Source organism: Microbacterium sp. NRRL B-14842, from assembly GCF_050470785.1.
The window spans coordinates 2,836,211-2,858,046 of sequence record NZ_JBFLUM010000001.1; the positions used below are offsets into that span (position 1 = coordinate 2,836,211).

Consider the following 21,836-nt stretch of genomic DNA (forward strand, 5'->3'; position numbering starts at 1 on the left):
ACCTTCATCACCACTCCCGCCTGGGCGGTACACCTCAGAGCATGGCAGGCTTGCATCGACCTCAATACCTCTGGCCGTCGCGGCCGTCGCCTTCGGCGAGTTCAGACCATACCTAGACGCGTCGACAGCTCGCGCGCAGCTCGCGAGACGAGCGCGCCAAGCGCCTCAAGGCGGTGCCCGATTCGCGCCTTCGGGGCGCTTACGTTCACGGCTGCGACGATACGTCCCGTGAAGTCGATGATCGGCGCCGAGGCTGCCACCACCCCGAACTCGAGCTCCTCGTCCGATAGCGCGTAGCCCTGCTCGCGGATACGGCCGAGTTCGGTGTGCAGGCTCGCGAGATCCGTCACCGGAGAGTTGCCCGGCGGGGGAGAGTCCAGAACCGGGAATCCGGAGGGGTCAGCCTGGTCGAAACGGCCGACGAGGGGCTGATCCTGCCCGTGGTCGTCATACCAGCGTGCGAGGGACTCCTCGTCCCAGTCGCTCAGCAGCGCACGACCCGAGGGAGTGCGCCACGCGGCCGTGGTGGTGCCCGCCCAGCCGGTCGTGCGCACGTCGTGCGGGCTCAGCTCGCTAAGCAGCGTAAGCACGTTGCCGCCGCGCAGCACGCACAGGTGACTCGTCTCGCGCGTGGACTGCACAAGTCGTCGCAGGATGCTGCGCGAGGCGTGCACGAGCGTCGACGTGGCCGTGTGCGCCGCCAGGGCGTATAGCCGCGGCCCGAGCAGGTAGCGCAGCGACTCCTCATCGCGTTCGACGAGTCCGGTCTCGGCGAGCGTCGCGAGTGTGCGTGACACGACCGCCTTGTCCCGCCCGGTGAGCTGTGCCACCTGCGAGACGCCGAGTCCGCCGGAGCGCAACGCCTCGTCGCCGCCGAGCAGCTCGAGGATCTCGATGTCGCGTCCGAGGCCGGAGGAATTGCGGCGAGGGCCGCCGGAGGTGGTGGTCACGGTAAGAGTGTAGCGTCAGCGGTTGCCATATACACAACGCTCTTTGACGAAATGGCCACAAAGGCTACCGTGAGTCTCATCCCCGGTACCGGCCTCAACGACGAGACAGGAGCCCTCTTGACCGGATTCAACTGGGAAGACCTCATGGCCTTCCTCACGCGTCGCGCGGACGACATTCTTGAGCTCACCCGCGATCACCTCGTCGTCGTCGTCGTCTCAGTCGTCCTCGCGGCGATTATCGGCATCGGCCTCGGCATCCTGGTCCGCAACCGTCGCATCGCCCGCACCACCGTGCTCACGGCCGCCGCTGTCGCGATCACCATCCCGTCACTCGCCCTCCTTGCCCTCCTGAGCCCCGTCCTCGGCCTCGGGTGGCTGCCGACCGTCGTCGCCCTCGTTTTCTACTCGCTGCTCCCGGTGGTGCGGAACACCGTCGTGGGACTCCGCGAAGTACCGGTCTCGGTGCTCGAGTCGGCGCGGGGCATGGGCCTCGGCCCCACCCGCATCCTCTTCACGGTGCAGCTGCCGATCGCCTGGCCGGTCATCATGACCGGCATCCGTGTCGCCGCCCAACTCACGGTCGGGATCGCGGCGATCGCCGCCTACGTCGCCGGCCCCGGGCTCGGCGAGTACATCTTCAAGGGCCTGAGCTCGCTCGGTTCGAAGAACGCCCTCAACTACGCGCTCACGGGCACCGTCGCAGTGATCATCCTCGCGCTCGTCCTCGACGGCATCCTCGTGCTCGTCGCCCGCCTCACCACCTCAAGGGGTCTCCGTGCCTGACATCACAACGAACACCGGCGTTCTCACCTCCCTCGCGGCGCAGCAGGGCGGCGTCGACATCGTCCTCGACCACATCACCAAGCAGTACCCGGGTCAGCAGAGGCCCGCCGTCGAGGACTTCTCGATGCGTGTAGAGCCCGGCGAGCTGATCATGTTCGTCGGCCCCAGCGGCTGCGGCAAGACCACGACGATGAAGATGATCAACCGCATCATCGAGCCGACCTCCGGGTCGATCCGGATCAACGGCGATGACGTGCTGTCGCTCGACGGCAACGAGCTGCGTCGGCACATCGGCTACGTCATCCAGCAGATCGGCCTGTTCCCGCACTTCACGATCGCCGAGAACATCGCGATCGTGCCGAAGCTGCTCGGCTGGTCCAAAGCCCGTATCGCCGAGCGCGTGGACGAGCTCCTGCGCACCGTGCAGCTCGACCCGGGCACGTTCGCACAGCGATACCCCCGTCAGCTTTCCGGCGGGCAGCAGCAGCGTGTCGGAGTGGCCCGGGCACTGGCTGCCGATCCGCCCGTCATGCTCATGGACGAGCCCTTCGGTGCGACCGACCCGATCACGCGGGAGAAGCTGCAGGCGGAGTTCCTGCGCATTCAGGCCGACATCGGCAAGACCATCATCTTCGTGACGCACGATTTCGAAGAGGCGATCCGCATGGGCGACCGCATCGCAGTGCTGAGCGATCGCAGCCAGATCGAGCAGTTCGACACTCCGGCGCGCATCCTCGCCGAGCCTGCCAACGACTATGTACGATCGTTCATCGGCGAGGGGGCCGCCCTGAAGCGTCTCGCTCTGATCCCGGTGACGGACGCGCGAATCGGATCCGCGGATGCCGCAGCCCCGGCCGTCACGGTCGACGAGCACTCCTCGCTGCGCGAGGCCCTCGACACCCTGGTGCTGACCGGCGCCGCGCGCGTCAACGTCACCCGCGCCGGGGCGGTCGTCGGCTCGATCGACCAGGCGGCCATCTCGGCAGCGCTGGGCTCCGAAGGCCCCGCGCGTCGCGCCGAGGAGGCGTGACCGTGACCGGCCCCCAGGTCGTGCCCTCCGCGACCACGATGCTGCGCACGCAGTCCGCGCCCCGACGCGGCATGCCCGTGCTGCTGCGCCGCCTGATGCCGCTCATCGTCGTCGCGGTCGTGCTGGTGCTCACCTACGTGTGGGTGTCGAGCCTCGACCTCGACTCGATCGAGCAGCGCACGCTCAACGCCGACTACATCACGGCCCGCATCGGCGAGCACCTCGTGCTGTCGATCATCGCCTCCGTGCTCGTGGCTGTGCTGGCGATCCCCGCCGGCATCGCGGTGAGCCGCTCCCGATCGAAGGTGTTCCGCGGCGTCGTGATCGGCATCGCGAACATCGGTCAGGCGACGCCGGCGATCGGCGTCGTGATCCTGCTCGCAATCGTCTGGCAGACGGGATTCACGACGGCACTGCTCGCACTCGTGATCTACTCCTTCCTGCCCGTGCTGCAGAACACGATCGCGGGCCTCGCCCAGGTCGATCCCAGCATCCGCGAGTCGGCCCGGGGCATGGGCATGACCCCGTCACAGGTTCTGCGCCGAGTGGAGCTGCCGCTCGCCTCGCCCGTGATCCTCGCGGGACTCCGCACCGCGCTCGTCTTCGCGGTCGGTGTGGCCACGGTCGCGACCTTCATCAACGCCGGCGGTCTCGGCGACATGATCATCAACGGCCTGAAGCTGCAGCGCTATCCCGTTCTCGTCGTCGGAGCGATCCTCGTCGCCTCGATCGCCGTGCTCATCGACTGGGCCGCCGGCGTCGTGGAGGACATCGTTCGACCCAAGGGCCTCTGAGCACCACCACTCCACCACTAATTCACATGCACAGCACACTCCCTTCCCGAAAGGAACTTGCAATGAACACACGCACCATCGCCACCGCCTCGTTCGCCGCCATCGCCGCCGGCGCTCTGCTCCTCACCGGCTGCTCGTCCGGTGCCGGCGGAGGCTCCGGAGCCCAAGGCGACGAGCTGGAAGGTCTCACTGGCGAGATCGGCTCGAAGGACTTTTCGGAGCAGTACATCCTCGCCTACATGACGGCGGAACTGCTCAATGCGCACGGTGCCGACGTCGAGGCCAACACGAAGCTCGTCGGCTCCGCCAACGTGCGTCAGGCGCTCGAGAATGACCAGTTCCTCGGCTACTGGGAGTACACCGGCACGTCGTGGATCACGTACAACGGCAATACGACGCCGGTGCAGGGCGCCGAGGCGCAGTTCGATGCCGTCAAGGGAGCGGACGCCGAGAACGGCATCGCGTGGCTCGACCCCGCGCCGTTCAACAACACCTACGCCTTCGCGATCCGTAAGAAGGAGGCTGACGAGCTGGGCGTGAAGACGCTGAGTGATGTCGCAGCCCTGCCGAGCGCCGATCAGACGTTCTGCATCGAGAGCGAGTTCTCGACGCGCGACGATGGCTGGCCGGGTCTCAAGGCCGCCTACGGCTTCGATGCCCCGGACTCGAACGTCACGATGCTCGACACCGGCGTCATCTACACGGCGACCCAGAAGGGCGACGACTGCAACTTCGGCGAGGTCTTCCAGACCGACGGCCGCATCCCCGCCCTCGACCTCGTGGTGATGGAAGACGACAAGGAGTTCTTCCCCAGCTACCAGGGCGGCTTCACGCTCAAGCAGAGCCCCCTCGACGAGTACCCGGCGATCGCCGACGTGCTGGCCGAGCTGAGCCCGCTGCTGACCACCGAGGTCATGCAGGAGCTCAACGCCAAGGCCGATGTCGACGGTGAGGACCCCGAGGACATCGCGATCGACTGGCTCGAGGAGCAGGGACTCATCTGATGACCTCGACCATCCAGCTCGGCGAGAGCTTCGTCGGCGACGGCGTCAACGCCGCACACATCAACACCGTGCTCGGCCACCGCGAGGGACCTGCGGGGACGGCGTGGGCCACTGCCCTCGCCAGCCCCAGCCAGGGGCACGTGCCCTTCGTGGCGGTGCTCCGCCCCTCCCTCCCGGTGAAGCCCCTGACGCTGTTCGTCACGAAGGCCGCACCGGCGGGTGACGAGCACGGCCTCCTCATCTGGGGCCCGGCGCAGGCCGGAGTCGCTGCGGGCGTGGCCGACGCCGTCGCCGACGGTGTGATCCCGCGCGAGGCTGCCGACACGCACGCCCTCATCGCCGCAGTGTGGGTCAATCCGGCGGCCGACGACGCCGACACGGTCTACCGCAACAACCGCGAGGCGACACGCACCGCGCTCGCGAACGGCGCGGCGGGCCTGCCCAAGCTCGACGCCGTGCTGGAAGCCCGGCACGCGCCGACCAATCCGTTCTACACCCCTTCCACCGCATCCGCCTGATCCACAAAGGACACGCATCACCCATGAGCTCTCCCACCCCCGTCCTCGACCCAACGCCGGTCGGGACCCGACCCACCGTCGGGTTCATCGGACTCGGCAACATGGGGTCAGGAATGACCCGCAACCTGCAGGCCGCGGGCTTCCCGCTGGTCGTGACCGATCTGCGCCGCGAGTCGGCGTCCGACCTGATCGAGGGCGGTGCCCGGTGGGCTGAGACCCCTCGCGAGGTCGCCGCCGCCAGTGACCTCATCATCACGATGCTGCCGACGCCCAAGCACGTCGAGGCCGTCGCCTCGGGGCCTGACGGCCTCGTGGTGGGGCTGCCGGACGGCGGTACCTGGATCGACATGTCGACCTCGGTGCCGGACGTGCTGGACGGTGTGCGCGCCGCGACCGCCGGCCGCGGACTGCACCTGCTCGACGCCCCCGTCAGTGGGATGTCAGTGGGCGCCGCGAACGGGATGCTGCAGATCTTCGTCGGTGGTGACGCCGACGATGTGCAGCGGCTGCGTCCCGTGTTCGAGGCGATGGGGGACCCGGAGCGGATCCTGCACGTCGGCGGGCCCGGCGCAGGCTACGCCGTGAAGCTCATGATCAACCAGCTGTGGTTCTCCCACCTGGTCGCGACGGCGGAGGTGCTGTCGGTCGGCGTCGCCGCGGGGGTCGACCTTGGCGTGCTGCGGGACGCGCTCATCGCGAGCCCCGCGAACAGCACCTTCGTCTCACGCGACGTGTTGTCGATCCTCGACCACGGCGACTACGACGAGGGCTTCGCGATCGCCCTCGCCTGCAAGGACCTCGGTCTCTCCGTCGATCTGGCCCGCTCGGTCGGGATGCCGGTCGAGCTGTCCTCCCTCGTCGAGCAGATCTTCCGTCGAGCCCGCGCGAGCTACGGCGACCGCGCCGGGGAGATGACGCCCGTGCGTCTCTACGAGGAACTACTCGGCCGCGACCTCCGTCGGGAGATGCCCGCATGACCGCGGCACGCGAGGCCGAGGTCATCGCCTCCGTCCCCACCGGCCTGCTGATCGGCGGTCAGTGGCGGGAAGCGACCTCCGGCCACACCTTCGAGGTGCACGACCCGTCGACGGGTGAGGTGCTCGCCCATGTCGCCGATGCGACGCCCGAGGACGGCATGGCCGCACTCGACGCTGCTGCTGCGGCGCAGACCGCCTGGGCCGCCACTGCTCCGCGACAGCGCGGGGAGATCCTGCGCCGGGCGTTCGAGCTCGTCACGGCCCGCGCCGAGGACTTCGCACTCGTCATGACGCTCGAGATGGGCAAGCCTCTCGCCGAATCGCGCGCCGAGGTCGCGTACGGCGCCGAGTTCCTGCGCTGGTTCTCGGAAGAAGCACCCCGCATCTCCGGGCGATACGCCACCGCTCCCGACGGCCGCAACCGACTGCTCGTCGCGAAGCGACCGGTCGGTCCGAGCCTGCTCATCACCCCGTGGAACTTCCCGCTCGCGATGGCCACGCGCAAGATCGCGCCGGCACTCGCGGCCGGCTGCACCTCGGTGCTCAAGCCCGCCGCGCTCACACCGCTCACCGCACTCCTGTTCGCCGAGGTGCTCCGCGAGGCCGGAGTGCCGGACGGCGTCGTGAACGTCATCCCCACGACCCGCGCCGGCGCGGTCACGGGCCCGCTCATCACCGACCCGCGACTGCGCAAACTCTCGTTCACCGGATCAACCGAAGTGGGGCGCCGCCTCATCGCGGACGCCGCGCACCAGGTGCTCCGCGTCTCGATGGAACTCGGAGGCAACGCCCCCTTCCTCGTGTTCGACGACGCTGACGTGGACGCCGCGGTCGAGGGTGCCCTGCTCGCAAAGCTCCGCAACGGCGGCGAGGCCTGCGTCGCCGCGAACCGCTTCCTCGTGCACGAGAGCGTGGCGGAGGAATTCACCTCGCGGCTCGTTGAACGCATGGCAGGGTACGTCAACGCCCGCGGCACCGACCCGGAGTCGACCCTCGGGCCGCTCGTGGACGAGTCGACCCGCAAGAAGGTCGCCGACCTCGTGTCCGGCGCGCTGGAGGACGGAGCGAGCATCGCACTCGGCGGCAGCATCCCCCAGGGGCGCGGCTACTTCTACCCGGCGACCGTGCTCGTGGACGTGCCGCAGGACGCCCGCATCCTCCAGGAGGAGATCTTCGGACCCGTCGCGCCCATCACCGTGTTCCGCGACGAGGACGAGGCCGTGCGCCTCGCCAACGCGAGCGAGTACGGGCTGGTGTGCTTCGCGTACACCCGCGACCTGAACCGGGCGCTGCGCCTCGCCGAGCGTCTGGAGACCGGCATGTTCGGCCTCAACACCGGACTCGTGTCGAACCCGGCTGCGCCGTTCGGTGGCGTCAAGCAGTCCGGCATCGGTCGCGAGGGCGGCTTCGAGGGCATCGACGAGTACCTCGAGACGACCTACATCGGCATCGCCGATCCCTTCGTCGGCACCCACTCCTGAAGGATCATCCGTGCACATCACCGACTTCTCCCTCGACCACTTCTCCCTCCGGGGCAAGCGGGCGATCGTCACCGGGGGCAACACCGGTCTCGGCCAGGCGTTCACCCTCGCTCTCGCCAAAGCGGGTGCCGACATGTTCGTTCCGACGCTGTTCGACGACGGCGGCGAGACCGCAGCTCTCCTCGCCGAGGCGGGTGTCGGCTACCGGGAACTCCGCGTCGACATCACGGCGGAGGGCGCACCCGCGCGCGTGATCGACGCATGCGTCGAGGCGTTCGGGGGCGTGGACGTTCTGGTCAACTCGGCCGGGATCAGCCGCATCGCCGACGTCACCGAGTTCGGGCGCGTGCAGTGGGACCCCATGGTCGCGGTGAACCTCACCGCCGCGTTCGAAATGTCGCACGAGGCCGCGAAGCGGATGATCCCGCAGGGCTCGGGCAAGATCATCAACATCGCCTCGCTGTTCTCGTTCCTCGGGGGACTCGGATCTCCCGCGTACGCCGCGACCAAGCACGGCATCGCCGGGCTCACGAAGGCGTACGCCGACGAGCTCGGCGGACACGGCATCCAGGTCAACGCGATCGCCCCGGGATACTTCGCCACCCCGATTACCTCCGAGACGCGTGGGGACGCGGAGGCGAACCGGCGCATCGTCGACCACACGCCGGCGGGGAGGTGGGGGGACGTCGCCGATCTCATGGGCGCGACCGTCTTCCTCGCGAGCCCCGCCTCCGACTTCGTCAACGGGCACGTGCTGTCCGTCGACGGCGGTTACCTGGTGCGCTGACCGCGGCGCCCCCACACCCTCAACGAACAGGACACCTTCCCCATGGTCACTTCACGATCCGCTCTCTCACGTGAGGAGATCGTCACCCGACTGCAGGAGATCCTCGGCACCGACCAGGTCGAGACCGAGGCGCAGGCGCTGCGCGAGGCGAGCGTCGACCGCTTCAAGAAGTACACATCCGTGCACGGCATCTTCGACGGTCCGATCCCCTCCGCGATCGCCTACGCGCGGTCCACCGCCGACGTGTCGGCGATCCTCGCGTTCGCGGACGAGAACCTCGTCAACGTCGTGCCCCGCACCGGCCGCACCGCGACCGAGGGCGGACTCGAGACGATCGTCGAGGATTCGATCGTGCTCGACGGCTCGCGAATGGACGCGATCCTCGACATCGACCCCGTCGACATGATGGTCACGGCCCAGTGCGGCGTTCCGCTGCAGCTGCTCGAAGACACCCTTCGGGCGCAGGGCCTCACGACGGGGCACTCACCGCAGTCGAAGCCGCTCGCGCAGATGGGTGGACTGGTCGCGACCCGGTCCATCGGCCAGTTCTCCACGCTGTACGGCGGGATCGAGGACATGGTGATCGGGCTCGAAGCCGTGCTGCCCGACGGCGAGGTCGTACGCATCAAGAACGTGCCGCGACGCGCCGCCGGACCCGACATCCGCCACATCATGATCGGCAACGAGGGCGCGCTTGCCGTCATCACCGAGGTCACCGTCAAGGTGTTCACCTACCAGCCGGAGAACAATCGTTTCCTCGGGTACCTCGTCGACTCGCTCCCGGCGGGCGTGGCAGGTCTCCGCGAGATCATCGTCGCCGGCTACCGCCCGTCGGTGGCACGCGCGTACTCCGAGGAGGACGCCGCGCAGCACTTCTCGCACTTCGCCGACGGCAAGGCCGTGGTCGTGGTCGTCGCCGAAGGACCGAAGGGCGTGGCCGACGCCACAGCCGCCGGCGTCGAGGAAATCTTCGCCAGCATCCCGCACGAGAAGGTCGACCCCGCACTGATCGAGAACTGGTTCGACAACCTCAATTGGGGGCAGGACAAGATCGACGCCGAGAAGCGCGAGATGCTCGAGAAGGCGCGCCTCGGCTACACGACCGAGGTATCGATCGACTGGTCAGGCGTCGAGGAACTGTTCGAGTCCGTCATGCGCCGCGCACGCACCGAGTTCCCGCGCGCGGCGGACCTGCGGATGCTCGGCGCGCACTCCTCGCACAGCTACCAGACCGGCACCAACTTGTACTTCGTCTACGACTACGACATCGCCTGCGAGCCGCGCGAAGAGATCACCGAGTACCACGAGCCCCTCAACGCGATCGTCGTGGAGGAGGCACTGCGCCTCGGCGGCTCCATGGTGCACCACCACGGCATCGGCAAGTACCGCACGCCGTGGACACATGAGGAGCACGGCAGCGCCTACCGGCTGCTGCGCACCCTCAAGGACGGGCTCGACCCGCGCGGGATCATGAACCGCGGGACCATCTATCCCCTGGACGACGTCGCCACGCCCGAGGCCGAGATGGCGACGCGGGCGTGAGCGCGTCGGCGGCGGGGTACGTCGTCGCGATCGACAACGGCTCGCAGAGCACGAAGGTCCTGATCGTCGACGGCGACGGGACCGTGCACGCGAGCGCCCGTGTCGCGCTGCGGCCGTATTCGTCGCCCGCGCCGGGTCGATGGGAGCATCCGGACGACGACCTGTGGGACTCGATCGTCGCCGCGACGCGCGCCGCGGTCGCCGACTTCGCGGGGGATCCGGCCGAGATCCGCGGCATCGGCCTGTGCACGATCCGCTTCTGCCGGGCCGTGCTGCGCGCTGACGGATCGCTCGCCCAGCCGGTCATGAGCTGGATGGACGAGCGTCTGCCGCGCGCGTACGAGCGTGAAACCGACGAGGCGGTGTACGTCACAACTTCGTCGGGGTACATCACTCACAAGCTCACCGGAGAGCGCCAGGATGCCGCGGGCAACGTACAGGGCAGCTGGCCTATCGACACTGCACACTGGGCCTGGAGCATGGATGCCGCCGAGTATGAGCGTGTGGGTCTGGGACGGGAGATGTTGTTCGACCTGGTCGCTCCAGGCGAGGCACTCGGCACTCTCGCCTCCGAGGTAGCACTGCTGCTCGGTCTGCCCGCGGGAATCCCCGTGATCGCGACGTCGAACGACAAGGCCGTCGAAGCCCTGGGTGCAGGGCTCCAGGACGAGGGGGACGCATTGTTGTCCCTGGGCACGTACGTCGCGACCATGACGCCAGGGGATCGTCCGCTGCCACCGCATCCAGACGTGTGGACGAACTTCTCGTCACAGCCCGGCGGATACCTCTACGAAAGCGCCGGAGTGCGACGCGGCATGTGGACGGTCAGCTGGTTCCGCGACGTCGTATCCGGGTCCATCGAGGCAACGTCGGAAGATGACCTCAACCGCGGTGCCGACAACGTCCCGGCTGGCGCGGGCGGCCTCGTCGCTGCTCTGGACTGGCTCGCGCCCGCGGATGAGCCGTGGCGGCGCGGGGCGCTGGTCGGCTTCGACGGCACGCAGGGACGGTTCCACATCTATCGGGCGATCCTCGAGGCGCTCGCGATCGAGACCGAGAGCGCTGACGCCCGTGCGCGCCGCGCGCTCGGGCGAGACCGTCGTTCCCTCATCGTCACCGGCGGTGGAAGCGAATCGGATCTCATGCTGCGCATCCTGGCTGCCGTATATGGGGTACCCGTGCGCACACCCCGTGTACGTGACGCAGCTGGTATGGGGGCAGCGATCTGCGCGGCCGTCGGGACGGGGCTGCACCCCACCTGGGCTGACGCCATCACTGCCATGGTGGGGACAGGACAAGAAATTCAGCCCGACCTCGAACTCGTCAGCGCGTACGGGGAAGTCCGTCAGACGTACAGACGAGTGATTCCCCGCGTGCGGACGCTGTTCTCCCCATAAGCCACTCACGGCAGATGTCCCGCGATACATGCAGAAGGGGAGCTCGCCCGAGGTGGAAGAGCTCCCCTTCGCGGGGCCGAGGTTCGACGTCCAGGTCTACTTGGAGCCGTATCCAACTGGGTTGCCCAGGGAGGGCGTGCGCGGCGTGCATGCACAGTCGGACAGATCCAGCTCGAGCTGGATGGTGACGGCGAGCGGGGTGCCGTCGCGGGGGTCTTCGATCGTGACGTTCTTCTCGATCAGCTGGTTGGCCATGTGAGTACTCCTTGGGTTGATTGCGCCCCGCGGGGCGCTGGGTGGTGGTTCGAGCGGCCGGTCAGCCGACGGCGACGCGGGTGGGCTCGAGCTGGATGACGGGCGCTGCGCAGCAGCTGCTGCCGGCCCCGTCGAAGTCTCCGGATCCGCCGCAGACGCCGGTGTCGGGAAGGACGAGCTCATTGCGCTCGGCGCCTGCATGGTCGCCCGCGAGGTGGGCGGCGACGCTGCGAACCTGCTCGAACCCGGTGAGAGCGAGGAAGGTGGGGGCGCGCCCGTAGCTTTTCGCGCCGACGATGAAGAAGTCCGGCTCGGGCTGGGTGAGGTCGCGGGCCCCGGTGGCGCCGATCGATCCGCAGGAGTGGACGTTCGGATTGATCTCTTCCGCGATCCCGGCGACCGCCTCCAAGGACGCATCCAGGTCGATGCGCATCTCCGACAGGATGCTCACATCGGGGCGGAATCCGGTCAGCGCGAACACGCGGGACACCCCGTCGACCTCCTTGCCGTTCTCCGCGACGATGCGCAGCCCCGCCGCCTCGTCGTGGAACTCGGCGACGCGGAAGCCCGTCACCACCTCGACAACACCGGCTTCGATCACCTTGCGCGCTCGGGTGCCCAGAGCTGCACGCTCGGGCAGTTCATCGCCCGCTCCACCACCCAAGACGTTGCCCGTCGTACCGCGACGCAGCAGCCACGTCACCCGGGTGCCTGGGGTTCTGCGCGCCAGCTCGCTCAGCCGGAGGACGGCATGCACTGCGGAGTGCCCGGCACCGATCACGACCAGGTGCTGCCCCGCACACGCGGAGACATCCTCCGGGATGCGGTACGAGATCCGTGAGGCCGCGACCGCGGCCCGCTCGCCGAGCGCGGGCAGCCCGTCCGCCCCGGCAGGGTTCGGGAGCGTCCATGTGCCGCTGGCGTCGATGACGGCGCGCGCGGAGATCCGCCCTTCTGCCCCCTGCGTGTCCCGGGTATGCACGATGAACGGCTGCCCCTTACGGCCGCTGTCGACCATCAGATCCCGGCCCTTGCGGGCGACACCGGTGACGGTCGTCGAGTAGACGACGCGGTCACCGAAGACGCGGGCGAGCGGGTCCAGGTAGCCGGCGACCCATTCGGCTCCCGTGGGGTAGCCCGAGTGCGGTGCGGTCCACCCGGTCGGCTCCAGCAGACGCCGGGCGGCCGTGTCGGTGAGTTCCGGCCAGCTGGAGAACAGGCGCACATGCCCCCACTCGGACACCGCAGCAGCTGGCTCATCGCCTCGCTCAACGACCGTCACGGCGATGCCACGCTCCGTCAGGTGGGCGGCCGCAGCAAGCCCTTGGGGGCCGGCGCCGATGACTACGACGGGAAGCTCGTTCATCACATCTCCTCAAATCGAAAAACTTCAATATGAATAGCCTGCTCCTCCTATCGAAGTTTGTCAATGCGTGCGATACTGGTGTCATGAGTCTTCCTGCCACCCTCGACACCTCGACGTCCTGCTGCGCCCCTCGGGTGACAGCAGCGATCACGGTCGAGGACGCGGAGCGCGTCGCACGGGTGTTCAAAGCGCTCGGGGATCCGACACGGGTGCGCCTGTTGTCGCTGATTGCCGCCGGTGACGGTGGGGAGGCGTGCATCTGCGACCTCACCGCGCCGGTCGGACTGTCGCAGGGCACGGTGTCGCACCACATGAAGTTGCTCGCCGACGCGGGGCTTGTCACCCGCGAGCAGCGAGGGAAGTGGGCATACTTCGCGATCACCGACGGGGCGCTGGACGCCGCCGCGGACACCCTGCGTTCGGTGTGACGGCCCGGGCCCCGGGCTCCCGGTTCGGGGGGCGGCTTGTCGCGCTGTCGCTGGGGCAGGTCATCAGCTGGGGGGTTCTGTTCTATGCGTTGATCGTCGCCTCGCCCGCGATCGCGGACGCGACAGGGTGGCCCGTGGCGCTGGTGACGTTGTCGTTCTCGGGTGGACTCGCTGCGTCGGCGATCGCGGGTGTCGTTGTCGGGCGCTGGCTCGACGAGCGTGGGCCTCGGATGATCATGACCGTGGGAAGCATTGTCGGTGCGGGTGGGCTGGTCATCGTCGCGGCCGCGCCGAATCTTGTCGTGTTCACGGCGGGGTGGATCGTGGCGGGGACCGCGCAGGCCGCGGTGTTGTACCAGGCCGCGTTCACGGTGATCGCTCGCCGGTATGGAGACCGCCGCCGGGGTGCGATGACGATCCTCACCCTCGCGGGAGGATTGGCGTCGACCGTCTTCGCTCCTATCGTCGCCGTGTTGCTGACGGTGATGGATTGGCGGTCGGTGTTTCTTGTCCTCGCCGTCGTCCTCGTGGTGACGACCACACCGCTGCACTGGTTCTTTCTCGAGTCGTCCTGGCCGCCCGTCGTCCATGATGCGTCGGCCGATCACCATACGGTGGCGAGCGTGGTGCGCACGCGGCGCTTCTGGATGCTTGAGGCGTCGATGCTCACCTTGGCGGCGGCGCTGTTCAGCGTCACACTCGCGATCATTCCTCTGTTCACTGAGAAGGGGATGACGTACGAGGTCGCCGCTTGGGCGCTGGGGCTGCTCGGCGCCGGCCAGGTGATCGGCCGACTGCTGTATGTCGCCATCCCACACGCCGCCGCACCCTGGGTGGCGTTGGCGGCGACGGCGGGGCTGAGCGTCATCGGGCTTGCTCTGCTCGCGATCGTGCCTGGGCCGCCGTGGCTGCTCATCAGTATCGGCGTGGGGGTCGGAGCCGTGCGCGGTGCACAGACGCTCGTGCAGGGCTCTGCCGTCGCTGACCGGTGGGGCACGCGGAACTACGGCTCGATCAATGGTGTCTTCGCCGCACCGATCACGGCGATCGGTGCGGTCGGTCCCGCACTCGGCCCGCTCATCGCGGTGGCGACGGGGTCGTACTCCGCCATGGCATGGGTTGCTGTCGGGTTCGCCGGGCTTTCACTCATTTTCGCCCGCTTCACCTGATCTCGCCGCCCGGTCAATGCCGCCCGCCTCCGAGCTGCGAGACGCACCGGCGTGGACAGGGGTCGTTGATCCCGCTGCGCGGGTTGACGTGCTCCACGCTTGGGTAGCGATCTGCACCGCATCCCAGGGGGAGCCGAGCGGCGGGGTATAGGACAGGTCGAGGTCGCTGATCGCGTCTACGGACATGCTGTGGTGCAGTGCTGTCGCGAACGTATCGACGCGCTTGGATATCTCGGCGCTGCGCGATCCGAGCAGTTGCGCGCCGAGGAGACGCCCCGATTCGAAGTCTCCGGTCACGCGGATGTGGATGGGGGTGGCACCGGGGTAGTAGCGCTTGTGGTCGTCGGCAGTGACGGTGTGGCTGTGCGGTCGATGCCCCGCGGTTTCGGCTTCGTGATCTCGAAGGCCCGTGCGGGCAGCCACCAGGTCGAACACCTTCACGACCTGGGTTCCCAGGCTGCCGTGGAATCGCGCATCGGCGCCGACCGCGTTCGCGCCCGCGACTCGCCCTTGTTTGTGCGCGGTCGTGCCGAGCGGAAGATACGTGTCGCCGAGAAGGCGATGACGGGTGATCACACCGTCCCCGCCCGCCCAGATCTGCGGGATCCCTGTCTGCATCCGTTCGTCCACGATGACGGCGCCGCCGGCTCCGGTTCGTGCCCCGATTCCGGTGAGGAGCTCCACATTGGGGCGCACACCCACCACGACGAGGACCAGCTCGGCGCGACGCACGAACGGGGCACCGTCGCGGGTGCCCTGGACCGCGAGGAGCCCGCTGTCGCGGCCGATATCGTGCACCTGCATGCCCGTTTCCACCGTGACGCCGTTGCGGTCGAGCTCGTCGCGCACGAGCGCTCCGAGTTCCGTGTCGAGGGTGGAGAGCACCTGGGGTCCGCGTTGCAGCTGCGTGACCTGGAGCCCGCGGATGGTGAGCGCTTCGGCCATCTCGAGGCCGACGTACCCCGCGCCGATGATGATTGCCGTCGACGGTTGATGCTCATCGAGGTAGTTCTCAAGAGCGAAGGTGTCACCCATCGTGTGGAGCGTATGCACCCCGTCCGCAGGCCCGAGCCGGTCGGTCCCGTGGATACCCGCCGTCGAGGCGGATGCGCCCGTCCCGACGACGAGCGCATCGTAAGGAATGGCGGACTCCGCTCCACCGTTGTTCCGCACGGTGAGTGTGCGGGCATTGACGCTGATGCCCGTCGCGAGCGTGTTGGTGCGCACCTGGAGACCGGCCGCTTCCAGATCGGCAAGCGTGCGATGTGCGAGCGACTGCCACGGTTGCACCTCCCGCGAGAAGTAGTAAGGGATGCCACAGATCGAGAAGTTCGGGTATGCATCGGCAACGACGACCGTCACATCAGCGGATTCGTCCACCTCTCGGGCACGGAGCGCCGCGGAGATTCCTGCGTCACTTCCCCCGATCACGACCAGGTGCATGTGAGTCCTTTCTGTCGAGACCTCGCCGCCTGCGAAGCCTCACTGACGCGCGCGACGTCCGCGCACCTGATCATCGCGTCGATCACGGCACGATCCGACACCCGGGCGGGAAGATCAACGAACCCTTTCGCCCCCGTTCACCCCGCGTTCATATAGATAGCCTTCTATAACTACGTCGGATAGACAAGCATCTATGTGAAGCGGCGATTTGACTGCTTCATCCCTCGAATACCTGAGATGAAGGAAGCACACGTGCGAAAGTCCACAGCAAAGATCTTCGCGTCCACCGCATTGGTCGTGATCGGGGCACTAGCCCTGAGCGGGTGCGGCGGGCAGTCCTCTGGTGGCGACACCTCTGGATCCGGCGCGAGCGGAGGCGGACTGACCGGTTCGGTGAACACCGACGGTTCATCGACCGTCGCCCCGCTGACTGAGGCCGCCGCCGATCTGTTCCGCGACGAGGAGAGCGGCGTGAACGTCTCGGTCGCGACGTCGGGAACCGGTGGTGGCTTCAAGACGTTCTGCGCCGGTGAAACGGATGTGTCCAACGCGTCACGTCCGATCAAGGACGAGGAGGCCGCCGAGTGCGAGGCCGCTGGCATCGAGTACACCGAGATCATCGCCGCCAACGATGGCCTGTCGGTCATCGTGAACCCGGAGAATGACTGGGCGGAGGACTTGACCGTCGAGCAGCTCAACCTGATCTGGGGTCCCGAAGCGGAAGGCGAGATCACGAACTGGAATCAGGTCGATTCCAGTTTCCCCGACCAGGCCATCACGCTCTTCGGCGCCGGCACCGACTCAGGAACGTTCGACTATTTCACCGAGGCGATCAACGGCGAGGACGGTGCGATCCGCACCGACTACAGCCCCTCCGAAGATGACAACATCACCATCCAGGGTGTCGCCGGAGACGTCGGCGCAATCGGGTTCCTCGGTCTCAGCTACGTTGAGGAGAACGAAGGCGTCATCAAGGCAGTCGCCGTCGACGGCGTCCTGCCGAGCACCGAGACCGTGCAGGACGGCACCTACACGCCGCTGGGTCGCCCCCTGTTCATCTACGTCAACAACGCTTCGTACGTCGACAAGGAGCAGGTGAAGTCGTTCATCGACTTCTACGTCGCCAACTCCGCGGAGATCGCTGAGCGTGCACTGTTCGTGCCGCTGACCGAGGAGCAGGTCACCATCGCCACCGACGAGCTCGCCTCGCTCGGCTGAGCACCGCACTCTCCATGACCGCCATCATTGAACGGCGTGGGGGTCCGGCTTCCGGCCGGGCCCCTGCCCCCGCCAGCAGCTTCGCCGGCCGCCGCCGCCCCGGCGAGTTCCTCATCAAGCTCGCCCTGCGCCTGGCTGCAGCCGTCACCGTCGTGACGACGGTAGGGATCCTCATCGCGCTGCTTATCCCGTCGCTGAGCTTCTTCGCCGAGGTCCCGGTCCTGGAGTTCCTGTTCGGCACCCGGTGGGCGCCGCGCTTCGCCGACGCATCGTTCGGCGTGCTGCCCCTGGTCACCGCGACGTTGTGGACCACGCTCATCGCGCTGCTCGTGGCGGTGCCGTTCGGGCTCGGGGCTGCAACGCTGCTCGCCGAGTACGCCCGCCCCCGCGTCCGCAAGGTCCTCAAGCCCTTGCTCGAGATCCTCGCTGGCATCCCCACGGTCGTCTACGGATTCTTCGCCCTGCAGTTCGTGCAAGGCACCGTCCTGCGGGACTGGCTCCACCTTCCGACCGGGGCGTTCAGTGTCCTCGCGGCGGGCCTCGTTATGGGTGTGATGATCATCCCGACGATCGCGTCGATCGCAGAAGACGCCATGTCCGCTGTCCCGCAGGCGCTCCGCCAGGGCAGCGCCGCGCTCGGAGCGAACCGGATGCAGACCACCCTCCGTGTCGTGTTCCCCGCCGCCCTGTCCGGGATCGTCGCGGCCGTCGTGCTGGGCATCTCCCGAGCGGTCGGCGAAACCATGATCGTCGCCATCGCCGCCGGCAACCAAGCACAGCTCGTCACCAACCCGCTCGATCAGGGGCAGACGATGACGGGATTCATCGCCAACGCCGCCCTCGGCGACTCCCGTGTCGGGAGCCTCGAATACAACACGTTGTTCGCGGTCGGGCTGCTGCTGTTCCTCATCACCCTGCTGATCAACTTCATCAGCATCCGATTCGTCCGCCGCTTCCGGGAGGCCTACTGATGTCCCCCACCTCGACGACCGCGACGCAACCGTTGCGCGCCTCGGCCCCCATCGCGACCGGCCGCAACGGTGAGATGCGACCGAGCGCACTCGCGTTCCTTGTGCTGCTGTGGCTCTCCCTGTTCGTCGCATTCGCGGTGCTCATCACACTGCTGATCACGATCTTCCTCACCGGGCAGAACAAGCTCTCCACGGCGCTGCTGTTCAACTTCCCCTCCGCCGACCCTGACGAGGCCGGAGCCCGGCCCGCCATCCTCGGATCCGTGTGGGCCATCGGTGCGACCGCCGTGATGACACTCCCGCTCGGGATCGCCGCCGCCGTGCACCTGGAAGAGTTCGCCGACCGGAAGCGGTGGTTCAACCGGTTCATCGAACTCAACGTGCAGAACCTCGCCGCAGTGCCCTCGATCGTGTACGGGCTGCTCGCGCTCGCCTTCCTCTCGATGCTCGGCGTCACCAACAAAAACATCGTCATCGGCGGGGCGTTCGCCCTGACGCTGCTCATCCTGCCGGTGATCATCATCGCGACCAGAGAAGCACTGCGCGCGGTCCCGCGAGAGATTCGCGACGGATCCCTCGCACTCGGCGCCACCCAATGGCAGACGACGTGGAGACAGGTGCTCCCCGCATCCGTTCCCGGGATCGCGACCGGCTCCATCCTCGCGCTCTCCCGCGCACTCGGGGAGGCCGCCCCGCTGCTCGTGCTCGGCGCGCTGGTGTACATCACCTTCGACCCGAACGGGCTCCTCAGTGGCTACACCACGCTGCCGATCCAGATCTTCAACTGGACCGGCCGCCCGCAAGAAGGGTTCCACGAACTCGCCGGCGCCACCAGCATCCTGCTGCTCGCCGTCCTCATCCTGATGAACGCTCTCGCGATCTTCATCCGCAACAAGTTCCAGAAACGGTGGTAACCATGAGCACTCCCACAGGCAGCGCCGCGACAGCGACGCACACGAACTTCCATGCCGCAGAAACACGACGGCTCGCCGCCACCCCCAGTGGCCTGATCCGCTGCGAAGACGTCAATGTGTACTACGGCGACTTCCGGGCCGTGACCGGCGTCAACCTCGAGTTCGGGCGTAACGAGATCACCGCGCTAATCGGACCCTCCGGCTGCGGAAAATCAACGCTGTTGCGCTCCCTGAACCGTATGAACGACCTCGTCGATGGTGCCCGCGTGGAGGGCACCGTCCTCTTCCAAGACGAGGACATCTATGCCAAGGCCGTGGATCCGATCGAGGTTCGTCGGCGGATCGGCATGGTGTTCCAAAAGCCCAACCCGTTCCCGAAATCGATCTACGACAACATCGCCTACGGCCCCCGGGTCACCGGGATGAAAGTCGACAACATGGACGACCTCGTCGAAGAGGCACTGACCCGCTCCGCGCTCTGGGGCGAGGTGAGGGACAAGCTCAAACAATCCGCGTTCGGTCTCTCCGGTGGTCAACAGCAGCGCCTGTGCATCGCGCGGACGATCGCCGTGCAACCCGACGTGATCCTGATGGACGAGCCCTGCTCCGCCCTTGACCCGATCGCCACGTCTCGGATCGAAGACCTCATGCACGAGCTCCGCAAGGACTACACGATCATCATCGTCACCCACAACATGCAGCAGGCAGCACGCGTGGCCGATCGCACCGCATTCTTCACCGCCCTCGCCGACGAAAGCACCGGTGACCGCACCGGCGTGCTCGTCGAGTACGACCTCACCCGCAACATCTTCGAGCAGCCGCAAGACCAGCGCACGGAGGACTACATCAGCGGACGATTCGGATGACCTCCCCGTCTGGTGGTGACCCGCGGTTCGTTCTGCACGGACGCAGTTCGGAGATCCTTCGTGGAAGCTTCGCTGAGTTCAGGCATGCAGGCGTCCCGATAGCGGTGCACGCTGAGATCGTCGATGCGCTGGCAGACTTGGCCCACGACTACGAGGCGTCGCTCGTCCTCGCCGGCGGGGAGTCAGTTGACCGGCTGGCGGCCATCGTGCAGATCGCCGAGCCGGTGTGCGGAGGACCGATCTTCTTCGGGGTGAGCGAAGACACGGAGACGTCGATGATTGAAGCCGCGATGCGGGCAGGAATGCGTGGCACCATCCGCCTCCCCATCACCCCCGACCGATTGCGTGAATTGGCCCGCTTGCACCCACGGACAGGGCCGCTGGACCGCACCCTCCGATTCGGGGAACTGACCCTCGACATCACGCACCGCAGCCTCCGTTGGCAGAAGCATGCGCTGTTGCTTCCTCCGCGCGAATTCGAACTCCTGCATCAGATCATGCGCGCGTACCCGGAGAGCGTGAGCATTGACACACTCGCCCTCGCCTTCGGCTCCGACCTTGAGGATCCGCACGCCTCTGTTCGCGTCGCCATGACGAAGCTGCGCGCACGGCTGGCGACTTTCGCCCCCGCACAAGCCCTCATCGAGACGGTGCGAGTCGCCGGCTACCGGCTCGCGTCCTGAGGCTCCACTTTGAGCTCGACCAGGAGTTGTAGCACCCGGGCGCGAATGTCGTCTCGAACGCCACGAAGACCGTCTTGGTCGAGCTCCAACGGATCCGGTAGATCCCACTCCATGTAGCGGCGCCCAGGGAAGACGGGGCACGCATCCCCACACCCCATCGTGATGACGTAGTCGGCGGCACGCACCACTTCATCGGTCAGCGGTTTCGGGAACTCTCCCCACAGCTCCACGCCCACTTCCTCGAGCGCAGCGGCAACACGAGGGTGTGCACCCTCCGCCGGTGAGGAACCTGCGGTACGCACGTGCACCCGGCCGCCCGAAAGATGACGTAGCAGGGCTCCAGCCATCTGCGACCGCCCCGCGTTCTGAACGCACACAAACAGGACCTCAGGAGTGTCACGGAGAACCAGGCCCTGACTAGTCGCCAGTGCGTCCAAGCGGTCGGCCGCGTACCGAGCGGTCATCGTCAACAGGTGCTCACGCACTCGCGTTCGCTGGCTCAGCAACAGGTAGCTTTGGGCGACATAACCGGCCACTGTCTCGCGGCTGAAGGTTGAACTGAATCTGTAAGAGAGGTCGTCAACGACGGTGGCCACAGCGCGTGGGAGAGCCGTGACGGGAGCCTCGGGGGTTGTCGGCTCAATCGACTCACTCAACAGCAGTCTCCCGAAACGGACCCAGGCATCGACGGTCGGCACCCAGACATCGTCATCGCTGCGGATGAGATCGACGAGCTCCAGCGAGTGGATTGCTTGCTCGACGACCGAGAGATCGGCATTCAGCACAACCGCTATGTCCGGCGCTTTGATACCGGAAGCAAGCGCGCTGAGAACACGGAGCGTGTCGGGGTTACCGAGAACCGACACTTGACCTGCGCGCTCCCGGGCAGCACGCTCGCCGAGAGGGCTTCCCACTCGGTGCTGCGACTCCTCGCTCACCGCAGAAAATCCTCAACGGCGCTGCGGCGCGTCGGGTGCACGGAGAGCCAGCCGAGCTTGCCGTCCTGCTCACGTGCCAGGAACCCGTCGTCCAAGAGAATGCGGACGTGATGGGTCACTGTCGGCTGCCGCAGCCCCAGCGCCTCCGTCAGTTGACCTACGGTCGCCCGTTCATCAGCCGAGCCCAGCACGATACTCAAAATCTGGAGACGAGTCGGATCAGCGACCGCCCTCAGCGTCCGCGCCAGCTCTTCGGCCGCACCACGATTGAGCGCAGCTCCGACCCGAGGCTTCGGTGCAGGCTGAGCGGTCATGCCAGGAT

General features: G+C 67.4%; 23 protein-coding genes. 17 read left to right on the plus strand and 6 right to left on the minus strand.

What is annotated here, in order from left to right:
* Window positions 1-101: 101 nt before the first annotated feature.
* On the minus strand, window positions 102-950 hold the full coding sequence (locus tag AB1285_RS13885) for an IclR family transcriptional regulator (protein ID WP_017201951.1): 849 nt from the start codon (window positions 948-950) through the stop codon (window positions 102-104).
* A 69-nt stretch (window positions 951-1,019) separates the two neighbouring features.
* On the opposite strand from AB1285_RS13885, the gene AB1285_RS13890 reads away from it, so the two are divergent.
* The 10 genes from AB1285_RS13890 (at window position 1,020) to AB1285_RS13935 (ending at window position 11,263) form a co-directional block, all read left to right on the plus strand.
* Complete coding sequence (locus tag AB1285_RS13890; RefSeq protein WP_017201952.1) at window positions 1,020-1,733, plus strand: ABC transporter permease; 714 nt, start codon at window positions 1,020-1,022, stop codon at window positions 1,731-1,733.
* Window positions 1,726-2,763 carry an ABC transporter ATP-binding protein gene (locus tag AB1285_RS13895; RefSeq protein ID WP_017201953.1) on the plus strand — a complete coding sequence of 346 codons (1,038 nt, stop codon included), beginning with the start codon at window positions 1,726-1,728 and terminating at the stop codon, window positions 2,761-2,763. The genes AB1285_RS13890 and AB1285_RS13895 overlap by 8 nt, the downstream gene beginning before the upstream one ends.
* Window positions 2,760-3,557 carry an ABC transporter permease gene (locus AB1285_RS13900; protein WP_017201954.1) on the plus strand — a complete coding sequence of 266 codons (798 nt, stop codon included), beginning with the start codon at window positions 2,760-2,762 and terminating at the stop codon, window positions 3,555-3,557. Before AB1285_RS13895 ends, AB1285_RS13900 begins: the two co-directional genes overlap by 4 nt.
* A 62-nt stretch (window positions 3,558-3,619) precedes the next feature.
* Window positions 3,620-4,561 carry a glycine betaine ABC transporter substrate-binding protein gene (locus tag AB1285_RS13905; protein ID WP_370428077.1) on the plus strand — a complete coding sequence of 314 codons (942 nt, stop codon included), beginning with the start codon at window positions 3,620-3,622 and terminating at the stop codon, window positions 4,559-4,561.
* Window positions 4,561-5,079, plus strand: a complete 519-nt coding sequence (gene fae, locus AB1285_RS13910; RefSeq protein ID WP_017201956.1) for a formaldehyde-activating enzyme — start codon at window positions 4,561-4,563, stop codon at window positions 5,077-5,079. The genes AB1285_RS13905 and fae overlap by 1 nt, the downstream gene beginning before the upstream one ends.
* Window positions 5,080-5,102: 23 nt before the next feature.
* Window positions 5,103-6,056: an NAD(P)-dependent oxidoreductase gene (locus AB1285_RS13915; protein ID WP_017201957.1), complete on the plus strand. Its 954-nt coding sequence runs from the start codon at window positions 5,103-5,105 to the stop codon at window positions 6,054-6,056.
* Window positions 6,053-7,537 (plus strand): NAD-dependent succinate-semialdehyde dehydrogenase, encoded by a 1,485-nt coding sequence (locus AB1285_RS13920; RefSeq protein ID WP_017201958.1) that lies wholly within the window; start codon window positions 6,053-6,055, stop codon window positions 7,535-7,537. Before AB1285_RS13915 ends, AB1285_RS13920 begins: the two co-directional genes overlap by 4 nt.
* Window positions 7,538-7,547: 10 nt before the next feature.
* Window positions 7,548-8,324, plus strand: coding sequence for an SDR family oxidoreductase (locus AB1285_RS13925; protein ID WP_017201959.1), 777 nt, complete (start codon window positions 7,548-7,550; stop codon window positions 8,322-8,324).
* 42 nt (window positions 8,325-8,366) lie between these two features.
* Window positions 8,367-9,866 (plus strand): FAD-binding oxidoreductase, encoded by a 1,500-nt coding sequence (locus tag AB1285_RS13930; RefSeq protein WP_017201960.1) that lies wholly within the window; start codon window positions 8,367-8,369, stop codon window positions 9,864-9,866.
* Window positions 9,863-11,263 (plus strand): FGGY-family carbohydrate kinase, encoded by a 1,401-nt coding sequence (locus AB1285_RS13935; protein WP_017201961.1) that lies wholly within the window; start codon window positions 9,863-9,865, stop codon window positions 11,261-11,263. The genes AB1285_RS13930 and AB1285_RS13935 overlap by 4 nt, the downstream gene beginning before the upstream one ends.
* A gap of 96 nt (window positions 11,264-11,359) precedes the next feature.
* Here AB1285_RS13935 and AB1285_RS13940 read toward each other — a convergent pair whose 3' ends face one another.
* The gene (locus tag AB1285_RS13940; RefSeq protein WP_017201962.1) at window positions 11,360-11,518 is read right to left on the minus strand and encodes a hypothetical protein; all 159 of its coding nucleotides are present in this window, start codon (window positions 11,516-11,518) and stop codon (window positions 11,360-11,362) included.
* Between the two features lie 61 nt (window positions 11,519-11,579).
* Window positions 11,580-12,884 (minus strand): FAD-dependent oxidoreductase, encoded by a 1,305-nt coding sequence (locus AB1285_RS13945; protein ID WP_151460106.1) that lies wholly within the window; start codon window positions 12,882-12,884, stop codon window positions 11,580-11,582.
* An 83-nt stretch (window positions 12,885-12,967) separates the two neighbouring features.
* Between AB1285_RS13945 and AB1285_RS13950 the strand changes: the two genes are divergently transcribed.
* Together AB1285_RS13950 and AB1285_RS13955 are read left to right on the plus strand one after the other, a co-directional pair.
* On the plus strand, window positions 12,968-13,312 hold the full coding sequence (locus AB1285_RS13950) for an ArsR/SmtB family transcription factor (RefSeq protein WP_017201964.1): 345 nt from the start codon (window positions 12,968-12,970) through the stop codon (window positions 13,310-13,312).
* Window positions 13,309-14,481 carry an MFS transporter gene (locus AB1285_RS13955; RefSeq protein ID WP_017201965.1) on the plus strand — a complete coding sequence of 391 codons (1,173 nt, stop codon included), beginning with the start codon at window positions 13,309-13,311 and terminating at the stop codon, window positions 14,479-14,481. The genes AB1285_RS13950 and AB1285_RS13955 overlap by 4 nt, the downstream gene beginning before the upstream one ends.
* On the opposite strand, the gene AB1285_RS13960 is transcribed toward AB1285_RS13955, so the two are convergent.
* A complete protein-coding gene (locus AB1285_RS13960; RefSeq protein ID WP_017201966.1) occupies window positions 14,455-15,924 on the minus strand; it encodes an FAD-dependent oxidoreductase in 1,470 nt (489 codons plus the stop codon). The two genes, AB1285_RS13955 and AB1285_RS13960, sit on opposite strands and share 27 nt — an antisense overlap.
* Before the next feature lie 237 nt (window positions 15,925-16,161).
* Between AB1285_RS13960 and AB1285_RS13965 the strand changes: the two genes are divergently transcribed.
* The 5 genes from AB1285_RS13965 (at window position 16,162) to AB1285_RS13985 (ending at window position 20,576) form a co-directional block, all read left to right on the plus strand.
* A complete protein-coding gene (locus AB1285_RS13965) occupies window positions 16,162-17,142 on the plus strand; it encodes a PstS family phosphate ABC transporter substrate-binding protein (RefSeq protein WP_040568242.1) in 981 nt (326 codons plus the stop codon).
* A gap of 14 nt (window positions 17,143-17,156) precedes the next feature.
* Window positions 17,157-18,113, plus strand: coding sequence for a phosphate ABC transporter permease subunit PstC (gene pstC / locus AB1285_RS13970; RefSeq protein WP_017201968.1), 957 nt, complete (start codon window positions 17,157-17,159; stop codon window positions 18,111-18,113).
* Window positions 18,113-19,027, plus strand: coding sequence for a phosphate ABC transporter permease PstA (gene pstA / locus AB1285_RS13975; protein WP_017201969.1), 915 nt, complete (start codon window positions 18,113-18,115; stop codon window positions 19,025-19,027). Before pstC ends, pstA begins: the two co-directional genes overlap by 1 nt.
* A 92-nt stretch (window positions 19,028-19,119) precedes the next feature.
* Complete coding sequence (gene pstB, locus AB1285_RS13980; RefSeq protein WP_225855885.1) at window positions 19,120-19,893, plus strand: phosphate ABC transporter ATP-binding protein PstB; 774 nt, start codon at window positions 19,120-19,122, stop codon at window positions 19,891-19,893.
* Window positions 19,894-19,997: 104 nt separating this feature from the next.
* Window positions 19,998-20,576 carry a winged helix-turn-helix domain-containing protein gene (locus AB1285_RS13985; protein WP_017201971.1) on the plus strand — a complete coding sequence of 193 codons (579 nt, stop codon included), beginning with the start codon at window positions 19,998-20,000 and terminating at the stop codon, window positions 20,574-20,576.
* Here AB1285_RS13985 and AB1285_RS13990 read toward each other — a convergent pair.
* Together AB1285_RS13990 and AB1285_RS13995 are read right to left on the minus strand one after the other, a co-directional pair.
* Window positions 20,558-21,514, minus strand: a complete 957-nt coding sequence (locus tag AB1285_RS13990) for a low molecular weight phosphatase family protein (RefSeq protein WP_270366663.1) — start codon at window positions 21,512-21,514, stop codon at window positions 20,558-20,560. The genes AB1285_RS13985 and AB1285_RS13990 overlap by 19 nt on opposite strands.
* Entirely contained in the window at window positions 21,511-21,828 is a 318-nt protein-coding gene (locus AB1285_RS13995) for an ArsR/SmtB family transcription factor (RefSeq protein WP_040568244.1), read from the minus strand. Before AB1285_RS13995 ends, AB1285_RS13990 begins: the two co-directional genes overlap by 4 nt.
* Window positions 21,829-21,836 lie beyond the last annotated feature (8 nt).

Coding starts and splice junctions, on each gene's coding strand:
- AB1285_RS13995 (WP_040568244.1), bottom strand. CDS start 21,828: ATGACCGCTCAGCCTGCACCGAAGCCTCGGGTCGGAGCTGCGCTCAAT.
- AB1285_RS13965 (WP_040568242.1), top strand. CDS start 16,162: ATGAAGGAAGCACACGTGCGAAAGTCCACAGCAAAGATCTTCGCGTCC.
- fae (WP_017201956.1), top strand. CDS start 4,561: ATGACCTCGACCATCCAGCTCGGCGAGAGCTTCGTCGGCGACGGCGTC.
- AB1285_RS13930 (WP_017201960.1), top strand. CDS start 8,367: ATGGTCACTTCACGATCCGCTCTCTCACGTGAGGAGATCGTCACCCGA.
- AB1285_RS13905 (WP_370428077.1), top strand. CDS start 3,620: ATGAACACACGCACCATCGCCACCGCCTCGTTCGCCGCCATCGCCGCC.
- AB1285_RS13940 (WP_017201962.1), bottom strand. CDS start 11,518: ATGGCCAACCAGCTGATCGAGAAGAACGTCACGATCGAAGACCCCCGC.
- AB1285_RS13915 (WP_017201957.1), top strand. CDS start 5,103: ATGAGCTCTCCCACCCCCGTCCTCGACCCAACGCCGGTCGGGACCCGA.
- AB1285_RS13950 (WP_017201964.1), top strand. CDS start 12,968: ATGAGTCTTCCTGCCACCCTCGACACCTCGACGTCCTGCTGCGCCCCT.
- AB1285_RS13945 (WP_151460106.1), bottom strand. CDS start 12,884: ATGAACGAGCTTCCCGTCGTAGTCATCGGCGCCGGCCCCCAAGGGCTT.
- AB1285_RS13960 (WP_017201966.1), bottom strand. CDS start 15,924: ATGCACCTGGTCGTGATCGGGGGAAGTGACGCAGGAATCTCCGCGGCG.
- pstC (WP_017201968.1), top strand. CDS start 17,157: ATGACCGCCATCATTGAACGGCGTGGGGGTCCGGCTTCCGGCCGGGCC.
- pstA (WP_017201969.1), top strand. CDS start 18,113: ATGTCCCCCACCTCGACGACCGCGACGCAACCGTTGCGCGCCTCGGCC.
- AB1285_RS13920 (WP_017201958.1), top strand. CDS start 6,053: ATGACCGCGGCACGCGAGGCCGAGGTCATCGCCTCCGTCCCCACCGGC.